Genomic DNA, 16,504 nt, shown 5'->3' on the forward strand with positions numbered 1-16,504 from the left:
GGGCCCGGTGACGATCAGTTCGGCGGTGCCGGTGAACGTGTCGACGACCCGGGCCGTCAGCTCGCCGCGGGCCGGAGACTGCTGCCGTTCCGCCCGTCCGGAGATCCTGCTCGCCAGGCCGCGCCCACCCCGCCGAGGACCACGGATCCGGCGAGGAAGGCGCGGGCGGTGCGGGCGTACGACAGTCGCCGGGGATCGACAGGGCGCATGATCAGTGACCCGCCGGGATGTGCTGGACGCCGATCCGCCGACGGAAGACCCAGTACGTCCAGGACTGGTAGATCAGCACGACCGGCGTGAACACCGCCGCGACGATCGTCATCACCTTCAGCGTGTACGACGACGAAGAGGCGTTGGAGGCCGTCAGCGACCAGTCGGGGTTGAGCGTCGACGGCATGACGTCCGGATACAGGGCCAGGAACAGCATCGCGAACGCCGCCACGACGGTCAGCCCCGACAGCGTGAACGCCCAGCCGTCACGGCCGAGCCGGGTCATGACCAGCGCCCCGATCAGTGCCAGGAACGCCACGATCATCACGCCCAGACTCCGGCCGTTGCCCGACTCCACCTGCGTCCAGATCAGGAACGCCAGCATCAACAGGCCTGACAGCGTGCCGAGTTGAGTCACCTGCGTCCTGGCCCGGTCACGGATGTCCCCGAGCGTCTTCAGGGCCGCGAAGACCGCGCCGTGGCAGACGAACAGCACCAGCGTCATGAAGCCCCCGAGGATCGCGTAACCGTTGAACAGGTCCCCGAGGCCGCCCACGTACGACTTGTCCGCGTCGATCGCCAGGCCGCGGACGATGTTGGCGAAGATCACGCCCCAGAGGAACGGGGGCAGCAACGACGTCCAGAAGGTGGCCTCCTCCCAGTTGCGCTGCCAGCGCGCACCGGACTGCTTGGCCCGGTATTCGAAGGCCACGCCCCGCACGATCAGGCAGAACAGAATGATCAGCAGCGGAATGTAGAAGCCGCTGAACAGCGTGGCGTACCAGTCGGGGAAGGCCGCGAAGGTCGCGCCGGCGGCCGTGATCAGCCAGACCTCGTTGCCGTCCCACACCGGGCCGATGGTGTTGATCAGGACCCGGCGCTCGGTGCTGTTCCGGGCCAGCGACTTGGTGAGGACGCCGACGCCGAAATCGAAGCCCTCGAGGAAGAAGTAGCCGATCCACAGGACGGCGATCAGGATGAACCAGAGATCGTGGAGGTGCATGACGATCCGTCCTCAGTACGCGTGGGCGAGGGGCTGGTCGGCGTCCTTTGCGGAGGGCCCGCGCAGGGTCGGGTCCTTGGTCGGCGGCTGCTCACCGGAGTCCGGGCCGGCCATGGCGTACTTGGCCATGAGCTTCACCCAGATGACCGCAAGTACCGCGTAGAGCATGGTGAACGCCGTCATCGAGCCGATCACCGTGCCGGTCGTCACGCGGGGGGAGTCGGCTTCGGAGGTGCGCATCAGGTGGTAGACCACCCAGGGCTGGCGGCCCATCTCGGTGAAGATCCAGCCGAAGCTGTTGGCGACCAGCGGGAACGCCATGGTGAGGATGCCGACCCGCCAGCTCCACTTGGTGAAGAAGGCGTTCATCTCGACCTTGTTGGTGAGCATCAGCATCGGCGGCTCGTCGTCGTCGGTCTTGCGCGCCTGCGTGAGCCAGAACTTCCGCCGCGTGGTCCACAGACCGATCAGACCGACCACGAAGCTGGTCATCCCGAAGAAGATCATCAGGCGGAAGCCCCAGTACGTCATGAAGATGTTCGGGATGTAGTCCTCCGGCTCACCGCCGAACTCGGCCGCCTGGTCACGGGCCCTGTCGTTGATGCCGGGGACAGGGGAGTGGAAGTTGTCCTTGGCGAGGAAGGACAGCAGGCCCGGGATCTCCAGTGCGACGGTGTTGTGGCCCTCGGAGACGTTGCCGACCGAGAAGATCGAGAAGGGGGCGGGACCCTGCGTGTCCCAGAGCGCCTCGGCGGCAGCCATCTTCATCGGCTGCTGATCGAACATGACCTTGCCCAGCCGGTCGCCGCTGAGCGCGGTGCCCAGTCCTGCCACCACCGCGATGATCAGGCCGACCCGCAGTGAGGTCCGCATCGGCGCGATGTTCCGGCGGTTCGTCTCCTTGCCGCGCTTGGCGCGCAGCAGGTGGTACGAGGAGATACCGATCACCAGCGCGGAACCGGTGAGGAACGCGGCGGTAACGGTGTGGAACATCTGCACCTGCGTGGTGTTCTGGAACAACACCCGTCCGATGTCGGTGAGTCGGGCCCGCCCGGACTCCCTGTCGATCCGGTAGCCGACCGGGTGCTGCATAAAGGAGTTGGCCGCCAGAATGAAGTACGCGGAGAGGAGGGTGCCGACGGCGACCAGCCAGATGCACGCGCAATGCAGCTTCTTGGGAAGCCTGTCCCAGCCGAAGATCCACAGGCCGATGAACGTGGACTCGAAGAAGAACGCGATCAGTGCCTCCATCGCCAGCGGGGCACCGAAAACGTCGCCGACGAAGCGTGAGTAGTCGGACCAGTTCATCCCGAACTGGAACTCCTGGACGATGCCGGTGACGACACCCATCGCGATGTTGATGAGAAAGAGCCTGCCCCAGAACTTCGTGGCGTGGAAATACTTTGCGTTGCCCGTCCGCACCCAGGCCGTCTCGAAGCCCGCCACGATGGAGGCCAGACTGATCGTCAGCGGTACGAAGAGGAAGTGGTAGACGATGGTGATGCCGAACTGCCATCGCGCCATGGTCTCTTGAGCGATTGCTAGTACCACTGCACCTTCTCTCGGCCGGAGTTCCTCGCATTCGGGCAAGAGCTATCTTTAGCACAGAGCGGCATCGGGCCGGGCGGAGCTGGTACCGGGTGAAGGCGGCCAATTTCCGCTCCGCTTGCGGATCGGAAACCACCGGGATTGAGTGGATATGGTGCCCCCATCAGAGGCGTCGAAATCTGTCAGCATTAGAGGCTGATCACATGGAAGCCAAGAAGGGCGATTATCTGACCCTGCACGGCCTCGGGGGTGACAGGATCGTGAGAGTTGAGGAGATCATCTCTGATACGAATCGCGATCTCTACCAAGTGGCCTTTTCGGACGGCCACACTGCTGTGGTCGCGCCGGGGCCGGACGTGGAAAAGGCACACCACAAGCGCCACACACACGTGGTCGATGTATCCGGTTCGCCGTATCTCTAGATTGCGCGGAAACAGACACGAGAGACGGGAGCCCTCACTGAGGCTGAGGGCTCCCGTCTCTCGTGCTCCCGTACGTGAAGATCAGTAGCGCAGCAGCGCCGCCACGCCGCCCGCCTCCGGGAGCGTCCCGTCGGGCACGAACAGAACCCGGGCGTCGGCCGCGATCGCGTTGTCCACGAGTCGCTCGACGACGTCGGTGGCCACACCAAGTGCGTGCGCCGACGGTTCCATGTCCTTCTTCGGGTCCGGCAACGTCACCGGCTTCGGTACGTCCACGAGCTCCAGGACGCGGTCGTCCTCGGTGATGCGGCCCGCCAGCATCAGCCCCTCTTCCACCAACAGGCGGCGCACGCGCTTGTCGGCGACCGAGGTCCACACCTCCGGCGCCCCGCCGACGTACTTGCCCTGTCCACGCGCTTCGCTCAGCTCGGAGACGGCTTCGGCGACCTGCTTGGCGTAGAAGTCGGCGAGGACCGGCTGAAGCCGCTTCTCCAGATCCTGGGCCGATTCCTTGTCCATGCCCGCGAGCGGCAATGTCCCGGCGATCAGATTCCCGTAGCGGGTGATGCTCTTGAACGTCGAGAGGATCTTGTCGCCGCCGATGACGAACAGCGGCAGTCCGTCGTGCTCCTCGAAGGACTGCCCCAGTCGTTTGTCCACGGTCCGCAGGTACTGCTCGACCCGCTCCTCATGCCCCTCGTACGGCGTGGAGTGGGGGATGGACCCCGGAATCGCGTCCTCGGGGGACGGGATCTGCGGCTTGTCCGGCCATCCGTTCTTCTCCACTTCCTGCAGTCGTCGTACAGACCCGTGGTACAGACGGCACGTCTCCTGGTCGAGGACAAGAACCAGGTACGGGCGGGAGCGCTGCTCGGCAGCCACCAGGTACCGCGTCAGGAATGCCGTGGCGAATTCCACGCGGGGTTCCACCGGTGCGAGCGATGTCATCCGCCATACCTGGACCGGTTCGTTCACGGCCACATAAACAACCATGGCGTCGTCCGGGTGGAAAGGATCGGTTGCGCGTTCGATCTCCGCGGGATCCAGTAGTTGATCCCGCAGCTCCAACCTCGTCTCCCGCTCCACGTCCGGGTCGTCCATCAGCCGCCGCTTGGCCTCGGTGACCAGGTCGCGGATGAGGATTCGGTCCTTGTCGCTGAAGGGGAAATCCGGATCGGTCGGCGTGACCAATGTGATCGCGGGATACGGCCGCTCCTTGCTCAGGGCGGCACGGATTTCGGGAGTCAGATCGGAGGTATGCACGATTTCAGCGTCGCATTGATCACCGGGACACGCAGGGCGGAGACGGCCGACCGACGGGTAACGGGTCCCTGCCCTTCGGGGTGGGTTCGTCTCGACCGCCGTCACCGTCTCGACCCGCCGTCATCGTCAGGTGCGGCGTACCGTGAAATCTACGGAATCGCGACCGGGGACTTCCGGGCCCGCGAAGCCGACGTGAGAGGGCGAGGTGCCGAGTCATGAGCAAGAACTCACCGGCGAAAGGGCACCACGGCATAGGTGCACGAGGGCAGGGCAAGCTGCTGTACTTCCACTCGCAGATCCCGCAGGCGGCCGTCAAGCAGGCGAAGGACCAGCTGCCCGGTAAGTCCCAGCAGCCCCACGATCATCGCAAGGCCAACGGCCGCTGGGCCCCGTGACGAGGTCCGGCAGACCAGTTGGAGGGCCTCACGCGGGCGTGTGGCCCTCCAAATAGTTGCGCACGGCTCCCGGGGGCGTGGCGTCGACGGCCGCCGCGACCGGAACCCAATGGATCTGCTCCGGCGTGAGCCGCGCCCCGTCCGACGGGCCCTCGGTCAGCAGCTGACACAGGACGGCCGGCCCGGGATCTTCCTGAGCCGCCTGCGGTTCGAGTGTCGATGAACCGTCGACGAGATAGCCGGTGAGTTCGTACACGAGGCGCGCGGCGGTGGCCTCCGCCGACTCGGCGGGGTCGGGAATGCCGGACGGCAGCCCGGTGCCGTCCGGCTGATCCACCAGCAGCAGGCGCCCGTTGTGGATGACGACCGCCTGCACCACGCCTTGGGCCGCCTGCTCCAGCGCCATGATCCGACCGCCCTCTCCCTGTTCCGCGTGATCCGTCCGCCCGGTGTGCGGGCCTTGCTTTCCTACCCCACGAAGGTCGGTTCACGCTGGCGCCGTCCGGATCAGGGATCAGGGCGGGGACGGAATCAGACGCGGTCGGCGACGATCACCAGGTACTGGAAACTGTCGTTCTTGTACGCGGTGAAGGAACGTGTCCTCGATGCCGGTGACCAGATGGTCGGCCTGCTTGCGCCGTTCCCAGTACGGCAGCGCGGCCTCGGTGAGGTCCTCGACGTGCACGGGGACCAGGCGGTTGCGGGCCATGGCGCGGAAGTGCTCCGACCGTGGGTGGATGTCGCAGATGTAGTGGGCGTTGATCAGGGACACCTCGCGCGACGCCCGGCCGTAACTGTCGTTGGAGCAGCCGGTGATGACCACGTACCGGCCGCCGCGGCGCAGCAGCCGGGCGTGTTCGGCGAAGGGCAGCTCCAGCTCGACGTACATGGTCGACTCGTTGTTCCACGACGCGCCGAACGCGCCGGTCGGCAGACCGGTGTCGAGCATGTTGCGGTGGTGGTGGCGGATCTGGCCGCCGATGCCGCGCTTGGCGGCCTGGGCGTTGGCGAAGTCCGCCTGCTTGGCCGAGATGGTGACGCCGTCGGTCTGGTGGCCGTACCGCAGATGCGCCACGACACTGCCGCCGCCGGGTCGGGAGCCGGCGTCGAAGGCCCGGTCGGTGGCGGTGAGCGGCCCCGTCCGAGAGCCGGCTCGCCGAGACGCTGGGCGTCAGCCGCCTGTTGGTGCGCGAGCCGTGCGCGTCCTGGTGCACTCGGGCCTGCAGGAAGGCCATCAAGAACTGGCCGCCGCGGGCCGCCTGAACAAGAGGCCGGGGCCGGATCCGCCCGGCGATCCCCGGGGAGGTCGAGGCGGCTCAGCCCGGTTGAGCCGTCATCGGGTGCTGTCAGCGGACGACGTCAAACGCCTGCTTCTGCAGGCCGTTGGCGTACGCCTCGCACTCGACCAGCTTGAGCTTCTGGGTGTCCTTGTCCGTGTCGCTGAACAGCCGCTTGCCCGCGCCGAGCAGCAGCGGGAAGACGAGCAGGTGGTAGCGGTCGATGAGGCCGGCGTCGGAAAGGACTGAATGACTGCGGAGCCCGCACAAAATCATCGACGCGCGCCGGGCCGCTCAGGTGTTGGTGTCCGACGACGGAGCCACCTGGGGAAGGTGGCAATTGGCCCCCCTTAGAGATCATCTCAATTGGTGAGTCTGCGGTAGCAGATGAGGGTGCAGGCGATGCTGGTGAAGGCCAGGAAGTGGATGGCCTGCCGCTCGTAGCGACGGTGGAGACGTCGGCAGCCGGCGAGCCAGGCCATGGTGCGTTCGATGGTCCACCGGTGGCGCCCCAGCTTCTGTGACGTCTCAACTCCCTTGCGGGCGATGCGCGGTGTTATGTGGCGTAGGCGGAGCCATTGCCGCAGGTGACGGTTGTCGTAGGCTTTGTCGGCGTGAAGCTTGGCGGGGCGCCGACGGCGTGGACCGCGCCGGGATCTGATCGGTGGGATGCCGCGCACGAGCGGTTCGAGGGCCTGGCTGTCATGAAGGTTGGCGCCGGAGATGCCGACGGAAAGCGGCAGTCCGGTCCGCTCGGTGATCAAGTGGATCTTCGAGCCGTACTTGCCCCGATCTACAGGATTCGGACCCGTCAGGTCCCCTTTTTCAGGGCCCGCATGTTCACCGAGTCGATTGCGCATCGTGACCAGTCCAGCTCGCCTCGCGCCCCCAGCTCGTCCAGGACCAGACGATGCAGTTTCGCCCAGACCCGTTGTCGGCTCCACTCCATGAACCGGCGGTGAGCCGTGGCCCCCGATGGCCCGAACACGGGCGGGACCTGCGACCACGTGCACCCGGTCGTGGCCACGAAGACAATCGCCGCCAACACCTCACGGTCCCCATGACGGCGCCGGCCACCACCCTGCGGCCGAGTCGGCGCCTCCGGCACCACCCGCTGGAACAACTCCCACAGCCCATCTGGGACCAGACGCTCAGTCAGCAACACAGCACCAGACTACCGGCATCACCAATTGAGATGATCTCTTAATTACCAGTTGCCGATGGCGGCACCAGGGACAGGAGTTGCCGCGTGTGGCCGGGCAGTTCCGCCTCCGCCAGACCAGTGATGAGGTCCCTGAGCGGGAGGGGCTGATTGACCTGGACCTTGTCGTGGGACAGCAGCAAGGTGGGCACCAGCGTGTCGAGTTCGGTCTCGCTCAGCATCGGCCCGCCGAGGGCGCAGAGCGCGTCCGCCTGGAGGCGGACGCGCTCACGGAGCCCTGCGTTGCCGCCGGCGAGACCGATGACGCGCTCGATGGTCCAGGTGTCGTGTGCCGTGCGGTTGTCGTACGTGGTGGGTGCTCCCGCGGACGCGGCGGCGACGGTCGCGATGGTGGTGGCGTTGACGATGGCGACGTGCGCCAGGATCTGGTCGGCGTTCCACTCGCCGGTGGGTGGGACGGGCATCGTGTCCCCGGAGCCGGCCACTGTGGCGGCCGTGTCCAGCAGCGTGCGGTAGGCGTCCCGAAGAGGGATGGTGTCCATCACGTCTTCTTTCTTCAGTCCTGCGCGGGGTGGCTGGGGAAGGAGGGGGCGTCGGGCCTGCCGCTTCAGGCGTGCGTGCCGGCCATGTCCCACGGTGCCTGCGGGAGCACCTCGCCGGTCTCGAGCAGCGACTTGAGGTTCGCCAGGACGGCCGGCCATCCCTGTGAAATGCCGTTCAGCATCTCCGTGTTGGGAAGGTTCTCGTGGGTCACGGTGAGCCGGACGATGTCTTCGTGCGGCTCGACGAGGAAGGTGACGACGGACGGGTCGCGCGGCGCCTGGGCGTCCGGGGTGTCCTCGAACGTGATGACCAGGCGCGTCGGAGGCTCGGCCTTGAGGACCTGACCGACGACGTCGACGGCCCCCGATCCGTCGACGCGCCGGTGCTCCCAGGCCGAGCCCGGCTCCCAGTCGGACACGTTGGCGTGTCCCCAGTAGCGCGCTGTCAGGTCTGCGTCCGTCAGCGCCTGCCACACCTGTTCCGCGCTGGCGCGGATGTAGGTGACGTAGACGTAGGACGGTACGGATGCTGATCCGCTGGTCATGGCGTACTCCTCTGCCTGGTTCTTGATGGCACTGATCGCTTGCAGCCGGGGCTTGTCGAACTCGGAGATCCAGCGTTCCTCGATCTCGTGGATCGGGGCCGGATTGAGGTAGTGAAGCCGTTCGCGTCCGCGTCGGACGACGGTCACGAGGCCGGCCCGCTCGAGGATGTCGAGATGCTGGGTGGCCGACTGGCGCGCCATGTCCAGACGGTCGCACAGCTCGCGCAACGTCTGGCCGTTGTGCTCGCGCAGACGGTCGAGCAGCCGCCGCCGGGTGGGGTCGGCCAGCGCCTTGAAGGCCCGGTCCATCGCAGTCGCCTCGAAACTCACACTGGCATTATGCAGGCATTCACCTGCATAATGCCAGCGGTGGTGAGGAGCGGGTTCATGTACGCCCGGTGTGTCCTGGTCGTCTCCCGTGTCAGAGGTCGGCGGGGGACGGTGCTTGTGCGGGTGTGGTGGTGGGATCGGGGGTGGATTCCGGGCGTATCGGAACGCCGCGTCGTCCCGCCAGTCGGCACCCGAGGCAGTCCGCGTGCCCGTCGCGCGCGGCGCGGTCCCGGCCTCTGAGGTCCGAAGGCCGAGGGCCCGGCGGCTTGCCCCAGCCCGCGATGTGCAGACCCCATGTGACCGGCGCCGCCGTGGCCAGGACGCAGATCCCCAGCCAGATCCCCGGGCGCCAGCCGCAGATGCCGAGCCCGGTGACGATCGCCCCGGCCGTGGCAACCGCGAAGCCGGCCCATCCGGCGACGGTGTGCCCCTCGTCGTGGCGGTGCGCGGTGAGCTGCCCGCTGGGATGCCTCTTCGGCTGCCCGTTCAGTTTCCCGTTCAGGTGTCCGTCCAGCTGCCCGTCGAGATGCCGGTTCATGGGCTGAGGGCCTCCCTGATTGAGTCCGCTATTTGTTGAGTGAGCGATCAAGAAAGGACCGTAGCATGAGTTTTTGAGTGAACGCTCTAGAATGGTGAGCATGAGCAAGGCACGAGGGCGTCCGCGCACGTTCGACCGGGACGCGGCGCTGTGGGCGGCCATCCGGCTGTTCTGGGAACGCGGCTTCGAGGCGACGTCTCTGGGTGAGCTGACGGTGGCGATGGACATCCGCCCGGGCAGCCTCTACGCGGCGTTCGGCGACAAGAAGGCGCTCTTCAGGGAGGCCGTCGAGGTGTACGGGCGGTCGCCGGTGGGGTCCTTCCCGGCGCGTGCGCTGGCCGAGGAGCCGACGGCCCGCGGGGCCGTGTCCCGGATCCTGCGTGAGGCGGCGGCGATCTATGCGGATCCGTCGCACCCGCCGGGCTGCCTGGCCATCAGCGCGGCCACCAACGTCACCGTGCATGACGAGGAGATCGCGAAGTTCCTGCGCGACGTGCGCAACGCGGGCGTCGCTGCCATCGAGGAGCGGCTGCGCCGGGCTGAGGGAGAAGGGGAGCTGCAGGCTGGGACCGATGCGCCGGCCCTGGCGTCCTACTTCGCCACGATCGTGCAGGGGCTTTCGCAGCGCGCACGGGACGGAGCCGATGTGGACGAGCTGTCCCAGGTGGCCGAGCTGGCGCTGGCCGCATGGCCGAGCGTCGATTGACGGTCTCTCGCCGCCGCTGAGCCGCCGGGCCATTCGAGCCCGTATGCCCTCACGCAGCCGAAGCCCGCTTGTGCCCAGCGCATCGCCTTGTCCTGCGCCTGCTTGCGCCAAGCACCTCGCCGTGTCCTGCGCCCGGTTGTATCCGGACACCGCGTCGATGCTCGGATCTTGTGGTTTCTGCCAGTACGACCGTCTGCCGAGGTGCGGGAAGACTTCCCGCCAGTGGCCGCGGCGTTTCCGGGGAACGGGGGCCGGGCCAAGGGGATGACCAAGCGCAGGGGAGGACATCACGGTGAGCGTGCAGCAGCAGTACGACGAGATCGGTGAGGCGTTCGAGGGGTTCAAGGCCCTGCCGCTGGCGCAGTACGGGGAGGTGCCCAGCTTCCTGAGCATGGTCGGGGATGTGCGCGGCAAGTCGGTCCTCGACCTGGCCTCCGGTACCGGCTTCTACAGCAGGGAGTTCAAGTGGCGCGGGCGCCACGGAGGTGCTCGGAATCGACATCTCCGGTGAAATGGTCGCCGTGGCCGCGAGGTTGGAGCAGCGTGATCCGCTGGGCGCGCTACGAGGTGGGCGATGTGTCCCAACTGCGGCCCCTCGGGCGGCGCTTCGACATCGCCACGGCCGTCCAGCTGCTCAACTACGCTGAGGACATCGCCGCCTTCGGGCAGATGTGCCGCAACGTGCACCGCAACCTGGCGCCCGGCGCCGAGTTCTTCCTGCTCGACCAGACACCCGACTACCGCTTCGACGGGACGTCACTCGACAAGTACGGCTTCCGCTCCGAGCTGACCGGCGAGGAGGCCGAGACCGGCCCGCGCGGGCAGATTTCGGCGCTGCTCGACCCGCCGGTCGGGCCGATCTTGTTCGTCACCACGTGCCCGCGCCGCGAGGTCTACGAAGAGTGCCTGGGGGCGGCCGGATTCGGCGAGGTGACCTGGGTCCCGCTGAAGGTGTCCGACGCCGGCGTGCGCGAGTTCGGCGCGGACTTCTGGGCGGACTTCCTCGCCAACCCCCCGCTGGAGATGCTGCGCTGCCGCGCCTGACGACCGACCGGATCCCCGAGGCAGCCGCCTGAGCCCCTCTGCAGCCAGCACATCTCGCATGGCCCGCCCTGTAGCCCGCTCGGTGGCAAAGTGCCGCGCGCCCGCTCGTGCCTGTCGTCAGGTCACCCACACCTGGCAGCACAATCGCCCCTGTCAGAACGCATGCGCGTGTGTGAGCGGCACGCGGCACCGAGGGGAACGACCGATGGACACAGCAGCATCTCCGGACCGCAGACTTCTGCTCGCCGGCGCACTCGCGAGCGCCACGGTCGCGCTCGCGGGCTGCGCACCGACCAAAGCCGTCACAGCACCGGCCAACAGCAGTACCACGTCGATGCCGAGGCCCTCCACGCCCGCGGCGGCATTCACGAGACTGATGGAGGGCAACCTGCGCTGGGTGAGCGGAGACCTCCAGCACCCCGACCGGGATCCGGACCGGCGCGAGCTCGTGGCTCAGCAGCAGGAGCCGTACGGATCGGTCCTCGCGTGCATCGACTCCCGCGTACCGCCCGAGCTCCTCTTCGACACCGGGCTCGGCGACCTCTACGTCATGCGCACGGGCGCCGAGGCGGTCGGGCCCGTCGTCACCGGGTCCGTCGAGTACGGGCCCCTGACGAGCGGCACCCCGCTCATCGTGGTCCTCGGCCATCAGCGCTGCGGAGCCGTCAAGGCGGCGTACGAGTCCCTGCGCGACGGCAAGCCGCTGCCGGGCAACCTGCAGGCGATCGTCAAGGCTCTGCAACCGGCATACAAGCAGGCAGTCCGCACGGGCGGCGGCGACCCGGTCGAGACCATGGCCCGCGCGCAGGTCACCTTGACCGCGGCCGATCTGCGCACCAACAACGACCTCGCCCCTCTCGTGAAGAAGGGGGACCTCGCCGTTGTGGGCGCCTACTACTCACTCGACACCGGCAAGGTGGAAGTCCTGGCCGGCTCCCCCTCCTGAACAGATCCGCCCTGAACAGACCTGCTCTGAACAGACCTGCTCTGAACAGACCTGCTCTGAACAGACCTGCTCTGAACAGACCTGCTCTGAACAGGCCTGCGCCGCAGACCACTTCAGCCGGTGAGGAAGTCGATGAGGCTGTGCGGTGCCCGGTCGTCGAGGCAGAGCGCTATGAGCAACTGCGCATCCACGGCCTCCGACTCGCTGCGCGGGAACATCGCCTCTTCGTAGGTGGCGAGTGCCCCTTCGATGTCGTCGGAGTGCGCGGCGATCGACTTCCCGAGCTCGGCGCCGTCGAACATCGCCAGGTTCCCGCCCTCGCCGGACGGCGGCATGAGGTGCGCGGCGTCACCGAGGAGCGTCACCCCGGGCACGCGGTCCCACCGGTGCCGGGTCGGGAGCGTGTGGATGGCGCGCGGGACCGGTGCCGTCTCGCCGTCGGTGATCAGCGCGGTGAGCTCCGGTGCCCACCCGTCGAACTCGGCCGCGACGCGAGCGGTCGCGGCGGTGGCGTCGGTGAAGTCGATGCCCGAGATCCACTCGGCGGGGCAGTTCAGCTGGACGTACGTGTGAAGGATGTTCCCCGCCTCGCGGTGCGCGGAGATCCCCTTGCCCGGGGCGGGCGCGAACATCCCGCCGTCGCCGACCGCCTCGGCCGCCGCGGAGTGCCGCTCGTCGGCGTCGTACAGGTAGGTCTCGATGAACGTCGTTCCTACGTACTCGGGCTTGGCGTCGGAGAGCAGCGGCCTGACCCTTGACCAGGCGCCGTCCGCGCCGACGAGGAGTTCGCTGCTCACGCTGGAGCCGTCCGTGAAATTCAATATGTGCCGGCCGTCACCGAGAGACGAGACGCCGGTGAGCTTCTTCCCCCACTGGACCGTCCCCGCGGGCAGGGAGTCGATGAGGATGCGCCGCAGGTCCCCGCGGAGCACCTCGGGCCGCCCGCCGTTGCCGTCGTCGGGTTCGTCGAGGAGCACCTTGCCGTGCTGGTCGAGCACGCGCGTGGCCTCGCCGCCCTCGTGGATGATCGCCCGGAATTCGTCGGTGAGGCCGGCCGCCTCCAGCGCCAGCTGCCCGTTGTAGTCGTGGATGTCGAGCCGGCCGCCCTGTGTGCGGGCTTCGGCCGAGGGCTCCGCCTCGTAGACCGTCGCGGGGATGCCGTGGACGTGGAGGACGCGGGCGAGGGTCAGCCCTCCGAGGCCGGCGCCGATGATCGTGACGGGTGTGGTCATGGTGGTTCCTTGCCTGTCGCACGCCTGCCGGGCGGGTGCTCGGCGGTCATCCCATCTCTGGAATGTTGTTCCAGCACGAGCCTGGAACCTTGTTCCAGAGATGTCAAGCTGGAACGGGGTTCCAGGCGTGTGTCAGGATGTGAGTATGGCAACCAGGACGCGTCGTCCAGAGCGACGAGAGAAGCCGCTCTCCCGCGAGCGCATCGTCGAGGCCGCGATCGTTCTTCTCGACACGGCGGGCGAGGGCGGGCTCACGTTCCGCGCGCTGGCCGAGCGCCTCGCCACCGGGCCCGGCGCGATCTACTGGCATGTCGCGGGCAAGGGCGAGCTCCTCAGCGCAGCCACCGATGCCGTCGTCGTCGGCGCCATGACAGCCGACACCGCCGATTCCACCCCGCAGGACGCGATCCGCGCCCTCGCGCTCGGCGTGTTCGACGCCGTCGACGACCACCCGTGGATCGGCGCCCAACTCGTCCGGGCCCCGGGCCGGTCGCCGATGCTGCGGGTCTTCGAACACATCGGGCGCCAGGTGCAAGCGCTCGGAGTGCCCCCCACCGCCCAGTTCACCGTCGCGTCCGCGCTGTGGAGCTACATCCTCGGAGTGGCCGAACAGAACGCGGCCAACGCCCGCTCGGTCCAGCCGGACACGGACCGGACCGAGTTCCTGACCGCCGTCGCGGACACATGGGCAAGCCTCGATCCCGACGAGTACGGGTTCATCCGCAGCGTCGCGGGCCTGCTGCGCGACCACGACGACCGGGCGGAGTTCCTCTCCGGCATCGACCTCATCCTCACCGGAATCACCGCCGGTCAATAGTCGACCGACCGGCGCCGGCCATTGACAGCCCCTACCCGACGTGCCCGAGCTTGCCGGGGTTGAGGATCGCGCGGATGCCGTCGATGCGTCCGTCCCGCACGGAGATGGCGACGGCCTGACTGTTACTCCCTGGCGTCGAGGTCGGTCGCCACGAGCGCGGCCAGTTCGTCTATGGCGGCGTCCGCACCGTCGCCCTCGGCTGCGAGCACCACGGAATCACCGTGCTTCACCGCGAGCGCGAGCACGGACAGCAGGCTCCGTGCGTCGACCGGGCTCTGCCCCTCACGGGCCACCGTCACCTTGACCGGCTGCTTCGAGGCGGCCTGGACGAAGACGGAAGCCGGGCGGGCGTGCAGCCCTGTGCGTGATCCGATGATGACAGTGCGCTGCGGCATGAGTTGACCCTCTTTCTGGAGGCAAAGGGTGAGAGGCTCTCCACGGATGTGGATTCACGTCCGTTTGATGTCCGAGACTCTGCGTTTTCGAGGATGTTACGGGGATGGCGCGGCGAAGTAAACAGATATGGGCATGAAGTGCTGGCGCTGAGCGCTCTCGATCTCGTCCGGCATGACCCGGGCGGTCTACGCGGCCGGGAGGTGCCGCATGGATCGGGGAAGGGACTGAAGATGCGTCTGGTACCCGAGCGGCCGGAGAAGCTGCTGAGCCGTGTCCCCAGTGGCAGGCGGCTCGTGAAACGGCTGAGGCATCCGGTCGCCGTGCAGACGCTACGGGCCACCGTCGCCGCGACGATCGCCTACGTCATCGCCCTGCGCCTCAGCCGCGAACCGGTCCCGCTGACCGCGCCCCTGACCGCTCTCCTCGTCGTGCAAGTGACCCTTTACGCGACCGTGAAGATGAGCCTCCGCCGCATCAACGCCGTGGTCGTCGGAGTGTTCATCGCCATCGGGTTCAGCGCCTTGGTGGGGCTGAGCTGGTGGAGCCTGGGGCTGATCATCCTCGCATCCCTCACCATCGGGCCCTTCGTCCGCGCGGACGAGTTCGTGCCCGAGGTGGCGATCAGCGCCATGCTCGTACTCGGCGTCACTCAAGTGGCATCGAGCGCATGGGACCGCGTACTGGAAACCCTGATCGGAGCCCTGACCGGGCTCGCCTTCAACCTGTTCTTCGCCCCGCCCCTCTGGGTGGACACGGCGGGCGACGCCCTGGAGGACCTCGCCCGCCGCATGCGCCGCCTGCTCCTCGAACTCAGCGACCAGCTCGACGCCGAGACCCCCTGGCCACTCGCTGCGGAACGACTCCACGAGGCGCGACGTCTTGATCAGGACATCGCCGACGTGGACGCCTCCCTGCGGCAGGCCGAGGACAGCCTCCGGCTCAATCCGCGCGTACGGGAGGGGCGACTGCATCGCGTGGTCCTGCGGACCGGCCTCGACACACTCGAAATCTGCACCGTCGTGCTGCGCGTCATCGCCCGGACCCTGACGGACCTGGCCAAACAGCGTGAAGAGGAGTGGCTGCTCGAACCCGAGGTGTCGATGGCGATGCGCGATCTGCTCGGGCACGTCGCGGACGCCCTGGTCAGCTTCGCCGTACTCGTCTCCACCGGAACCAGTTCGGAATCGGAAACGGCCGAGGACCGCCTGGTCAGCCATCTCGGCGCCGCCAATGCCCAGCGCGAACACGTCGCACGACTGCTTCTGGACACCGTCCAGGAGGACCCGCGCCAGTGGCAACTGCAGGGGGCCCTGCTCACCGAGATCGACCGCATCCTCGCCGAACTCGACACGGAGCACCGCTCACAGCGCCTCATGGAGGAACTCGACCGCAACGCCCAGCAACTGCATGAACGCTTCCCAGTACTCGCCGACGTACTGAGATGGGCACGCAAGCACAATCTGCGTGTACGCCGGAAAGGCGCGTGACAGAGAGAAGAGGCGGGCTAGTTGCCCGTCAGCGCCGTCCTGAGCTCGTGCAGTGATTCCCGCATGAACTGCGACATCTCACGTTCCTCGGCCGCGCCGATCCACCGCTCGAAACCCACCTTGAAGACGGCGACGCCCGCCTCGGCGGTCAGACTTGCGGCCGGTTCCGCCACGCCGCGTCGGCGCAGGGTGTCGGCGAGCGCGGCCGACATCGAGGCGAGCTTGATGAGCTCGCGCTCCTGGAGTTCCGCGGTCGCCATGATCACGGCCTGACGCTGCCGCGCGAAGTCGCGGCGGTCGGCGAAGAACTCGGCGACCGTGTCGAGGCCCACGGCCACCGCGTCGATCGGCGCCGCAGACTTCGGAACGTCGGCGACCGCGTTCACGAGCGCCTCCTCCAGCTGGCTGGAGCCGGCGAAGAGGACCTCGCGCTTGTCCGCGTAGTGCCGAAAGAACGTGCGCTCCGTGAGTCCGGCCCGTTTGGCGATCTCCGCCACGGTCGTCTGCTCGAACCCGCGCTCGCTGTAGAGCTCCAACGCCGCGTTCGCCAGACGCCCACGCGCGTTCGGCTCCCATCTACCCATGGGCAGATCTTACGTGATGACAGTGAATGACATCAGGTGTAGCGTTGATGACAGGCA

At 67.7% G+C, this 16,504-nt stretch carries 20 protein-coding genes and 1 pseudogene; 8 read left to right on the top strand and 13 right to left on the bottom strand.

Annotation, left to right across the window (positions count from 1 at the left end; translation table 11 throughout):
* Positions 1 to 211: 211 nt before the first annotated feature.
* Entirely contained in the window at positions 212 to 1,213 is a 1,002-nt protein-coding gene (gene cydB, locus ACY0PA_RS40865; RefSeq protein WP_473082390.1) for a cytochrome d ubiquinol oxidase subunit II, read from the bottom strand.
* A gap of 12 nt (positions 1,214 to 1,225) precedes the next feature.
* Positions 1,226 to 2,764, bottom strand: a complete 1,539-nt coding sequence (locus ACY0PA_RS40870; RefSeq protein ID WP_473082391.1) for a cytochrome ubiquinol oxidase subunit I — start codon at positions 2,762 to 2,764, stop codon at positions 1,226 to 1,228.
* A gap of 200 nt (positions 2,765 to 2,964) precedes the next feature.
* Here ACY0PA_RS40870 and ACY0PA_RS40875 point away from each other — a divergent pair, with 200 nt between their 5' ends.
* Positions 2,965 to 3,183 carry a DUF1918 domain-containing protein gene (locus ACY0PA_RS40875; RefSeq protein WP_473082392.1) on the top strand — a complete coding sequence of 73 codons (219 nt, stop codon included), beginning with the start codon at positions 2,965 to 2,967 and terminating at the stop codon, positions 3,181 to 3,183.
* Positions 3,184 to 3,264: 81 nt separating this feature from the next.
* On the opposite strand, the gene ACY0PA_RS40880 is transcribed toward ACY0PA_RS40875, so the two are convergent.
* Entirely contained in the window at positions 3,265 to 4,446 is a 1,182-nt protein-coding gene (locus tag ACY0PA_RS40880; protein WP_473082393.1) for a baeRF3 domain-containing protein, read from the bottom strand.
* A gap of 215 nt (positions 4,447 to 4,661) precedes the next feature.
* Here ACY0PA_RS40880 and ACY0PA_RS40885 point away from each other — a divergent pair, with 215 nt between their 5' ends.
* A complete protein-coding gene (locus tag ACY0PA_RS40885; protein WP_100593497.1) occupies positions 4,662 to 4,841 on the top strand; it encodes a hypothetical protein in 180 nt (59 codons plus the stop codon).
* 28 nt (positions 4,842 to 4,869) lie between these two features.
* On the opposite strand, the gene ACY0PA_RS40890 is transcribed toward ACY0PA_RS40885, so the two are convergent.
* The 7 genes and pseudogenes from ACY0PA_RS40890 to ACY0PA_RS40920 all read right to left on the bottom strand — a co-directional run bounded on the left by ACY0PA_RS40890 (position 4,870) and on the right by ACY0PA_RS40920 (position 9,235).
* Positions 4,870 to 5,247 (bottom strand): NUDIX hydrolase, encoded by a 378-nt coding sequence (locus tag ACY0PA_RS40890; protein ID WP_473082394.1) that lies wholly within the window; start codon positions 5,245 to 5,247, stop codon positions 4,870 to 4,872.
* A 125-nt stretch (positions 5,248 to 5,372) separates the two neighbouring features.
* Positions 5,373 to 5,985 (bottom strand): annotated as a pseudogene (locus ACY0PA_RS40895) (SAM-dependent methyltransferase); the annotation flags it as partial.
* A 202-nt stretch (positions 5,986 to 6,187) separates the two neighbouring features.
* Positions 6,188 to 6,394, bottom strand: a complete 207-nt coding sequence (locus ACY0PA_RS40900) for a dihydrofolate reductase family protein (protein WP_473082395.1) — start codon at positions 6,392 to 6,394, stop codon at positions 6,188 to 6,190.
* 86 nt (positions 6,395 to 6,480) lie between these two features.
* Positions 6,481 to 7,277, bottom strand: a protein-coding gene (locus ACY0PA_RS40905) for an IS5 family transposase (protein WP_376692667.1) whose coding sequence is annotated in 2 segments (ribosomal slippage) — positions 6,481 to 6,942 and positions 6,945 to 7,277 — 795 coding nt in all. Because the reading frame shifts where the segments join, the coding sequence is not laid out codon by codon here.
* Positions 7,278 to 7,321: 44 nt separating this feature from the next.
* A complete protein-coding gene (locus ACY0PA_RS40910; RefSeq protein ID WP_473082396.1) occupies positions 7,322 to 7,822 on the bottom strand; it encodes a hypothetical protein in 501 nt (166 codons plus the stop codon).
* Positions 7,823 to 7,887: 65 nt separating this feature from the next.
* Positions 7,888 to 8,676: an ArsR/SmtB family transcription factor gene (locus tag ACY0PA_RS40915; RefSeq protein ID WP_473086589.1), complete on the bottom strand. Its 789-nt coding sequence runs from the start codon at positions 8,674 to 8,676 to the stop codon at positions 7,888 to 7,890.
* A gap of 112 nt (positions 8,677 to 8,788) precedes the next feature.
* The gene (locus ACY0PA_RS40920) at positions 8,789 to 9,235 is read right to left on the bottom strand and encodes an HGxxPAAW family protein (RefSeq protein WP_473082397.1); all 447 of its coding nucleotides are present in this window, start codon (positions 9,233 to 9,235) and stop codon (positions 8,789 to 8,791) included.
* A 100-nt stretch (positions 9,236 to 9,335) separates the two neighbouring features.
* Here ACY0PA_RS40920 and ACY0PA_RS40925 point away from each other — a divergent pair, with 100 nt between their 5' ends.
* From ACY0PA_RS40925 to ACY0PA_RS40940, 4 genes are all read left to right on the top strand, one after another.
* Positions 9,336 to 9,941 (top strand): TetR/AcrR family transcriptional regulator, encoded by a 606-nt coding sequence (locus ACY0PA_RS40925; RefSeq protein ID WP_473082398.1) that lies wholly within the window; start codon positions 9,336 to 9,338, stop codon positions 9,939 to 9,941.
* Between the two features lie 292 nt (positions 9,942 to 10,233).
* On the top strand, positions 10,234 to 10,452 hold the full coding sequence (locus tag ACY0PA_RS40930) for a hypothetical protein (protein WP_473082399.1): 219 nt from the start codon (positions 10,234 to 10,236) through the stop codon (positions 10,450 to 10,452).
* A 32-nt stretch (positions 10,453 to 10,484) separates the two neighbouring features.
* Positions 10,485 to 10,985 carry a methyltransferase domain-containing protein gene (locus ACY0PA_RS40935; protein ID WP_473082400.1) on the top strand — a complete coding sequence of 167 codons (501 nt, stop codon included), beginning with the start codon at positions 10,485 to 10,487 and terminating at the stop codon, positions 10,983 to 10,985.
* Positions 10,986 to 11,190: 205 nt separating this feature from the next.
* On the top strand, positions 11,191 to 11,931 hold the full coding sequence (locus ACY0PA_RS40940) for a carbonic anhydrase (RefSeq protein WP_473082401.1): 741 nt from the start codon (positions 11,191 to 11,193) through the stop codon (positions 11,929 to 11,931).
* Positions 11,932 to 12,044: 113 nt separating this feature from the next.
* On the opposite strand, the gene ACY0PA_RS40945 is transcribed toward ACY0PA_RS40940, so the two are convergent.
* The gene (locus tag ACY0PA_RS40945) at positions 12,045 to 13,163 is read right to left on the bottom strand and encodes an FAD-dependent oxidoreductase (RefSeq protein WP_473082402.1); all 1,119 of its coding nucleotides are present in this window, start codon (positions 13,161 to 13,163) and stop codon (positions 12,045 to 12,047) included.
* A gap of 145 nt (positions 13,164 to 13,308) precedes the next feature.
* Between ACY0PA_RS40945 and ACY0PA_RS40950 the strand changes: the two genes are divergently transcribed.
* Positions 13,309 to 13,980 carry a TetR/AcrR family transcriptional regulator gene (locus tag ACY0PA_RS40950; RefSeq protein ID WP_473082403.1) on the top strand — a complete coding sequence of 224 codons (672 nt, stop codon included), beginning with the start codon at positions 13,309 to 13,311 and terminating at the stop codon, positions 13,978 to 13,980.
* Positions 13,981 to 14,102: 122 nt separating this feature from the next.
* On the opposite strand, the gene ACY0PA_RS40955 is transcribed toward ACY0PA_RS40950, so the two are convergent.
* Positions 14,103 to 14,375, bottom strand: coding sequence for an HPr family phosphocarrier protein (locus ACY0PA_RS40955; protein ID WP_473082404.1), 273 nt, complete (start codon positions 14,373 to 14,375; stop codon positions 14,103 to 14,105).
* Positions 14,376 to 14,606: 231 nt separating this feature from the next.
* On the opposite strand from ACY0PA_RS40955, the gene ACY0PA_RS40960 reads away from it, so the two are divergent.
* Positions 14,607 to 15,863 (top strand): FUSC family protein, encoded by a 1,257-nt coding sequence (locus ACY0PA_RS40960; protein WP_473082405.1) that lies wholly within the window; start codon positions 14,607 to 14,609, stop codon positions 15,861 to 15,863.
* A 17-nt stretch (positions 15,864 to 15,880) separates the two neighbouring features.
* Here ACY0PA_RS40960 and ACY0PA_RS40965 read toward each other — a convergent pair whose 3' ends face one another.
* Positions 15,881 to 16,447, bottom strand: coding sequence for a TetR family transcriptional regulator (locus ACY0PA_RS40965; protein ID WP_473082406.1), 567 nt, complete (start codon positions 16,445 to 16,447; stop codon positions 15,881 to 15,883).
* Between the last annotated feature and the right edge of the window lie 57 nt (positions 16,448 to 16,504).

This window comes from Streptomyces sp. DS1-CR2, assembly GCF_055760475.1.

Excerpts from the sequence above, each read along its gene's own strand:
- cydB (WP_473082390.1), bottom strand. The coding sequence starts at position 1,213 with ATGCACCTCCACGATCTCTGGTTCATCCTGATCGCCGTCCTGTGGATC.
- ACY0PA_RS40875 (WP_473082392.1), top strand. The coding sequence starts at position 2,965 with ATGGAAGCCAAGAAGGGCGATTATCTGACCCTGCACGGCCTCGGGGGT.
- ACY0PA_RS40885 (WP_100593497.1), top strand. The coding sequence starts at position 4,662 with ATGAGCAAGAACTCACCGGCGAAAGGGCACCACGGCATAGGTGCACGA.
- ACY0PA_RS40890 (WP_473082394.1), bottom strand. The coding sequence starts at position 5,247 with ATGGCGCTGGAGCAGGCGGCCCAAGGCGTGGTGCAGGCGGTCGTCATC.
- ACY0PA_RS40900 (WP_473082395.1), bottom strand. The coding sequence starts at position 6,394 with ATGATTTTGTGCGGGCTCCGCAGTCATTCAGTCCTTTCCGACGCCGGC.
- ACY0PA_RS40910 (WP_473082396.1), bottom strand. The coding sequence starts at position 7,822 with ATGGACACCATCCCTCTTCGGGACGCCTACCGCACGCTGCTGGACACG.
- ACY0PA_RS40915 (WP_473086589.1), bottom strand. The coding sequence starts at position 8,676 with ATGGACCGGGCCTTCAAGGCGCTGGCCGACCCCACCCGGCGGCGGCTG.
- ACY0PA_RS40920 (WP_473082397.1), bottom strand. The coding sequence starts at position 9,235 with ATGAACCGGCATCTCGACGGGCAGCTGGACGGACACCTGAACGGGAAA.
- ACY0PA_RS40925 (WP_473082398.1), top strand. The coding sequence starts at position 9,336 with ATGAGCAAGGCACGAGGGCGTCCGCGCACGTTCGACCGGGACGCGGCG.
- ACY0PA_RS40940 (WP_473082401.1), top strand. The coding sequence starts at position 11,191 with ATGGACACAGCAGCATCTCCGGACCGCAGACTTCTGCTCGCCGGCGCA.
- ACY0PA_RS40945 (WP_473082402.1), bottom strand. The coding sequence starts at position 13,163 with ATGACCACACCCGTCACGATCATCGGCGCCGGCCTCGGAGGGCTGACC.
- ACY0PA_RS40950 (WP_473082403.1), top strand. The coding sequence starts at position 13,309 with ATGGCAACCAGGACGCGTCGTCCAGAGCGACGAGAGAAGCCGCTCTCC.
- ACY0PA_RS40955 (WP_473082404.1), bottom strand. The coding sequence starts at position 14,375 with ATGCCGCAGCGCACTGTCATCATCGGATCACGCACAGGGCTGCACGCC.
- ACY0PA_RS40960 (WP_473082405.1), top strand. The coding sequence starts at position 14,607 with ATGCGTCTGGTACCCGAGCGGCCGGAGAAGCTGCTGAGCCGTGTCCCC.
- ACY0PA_RS40965 (WP_473082406.1), bottom strand. The coding sequence starts at position 16,447 with ATGGGTAGATGGGAGCCGAACGCGCGTGGGCGTCTGGCGAACGCGGCG.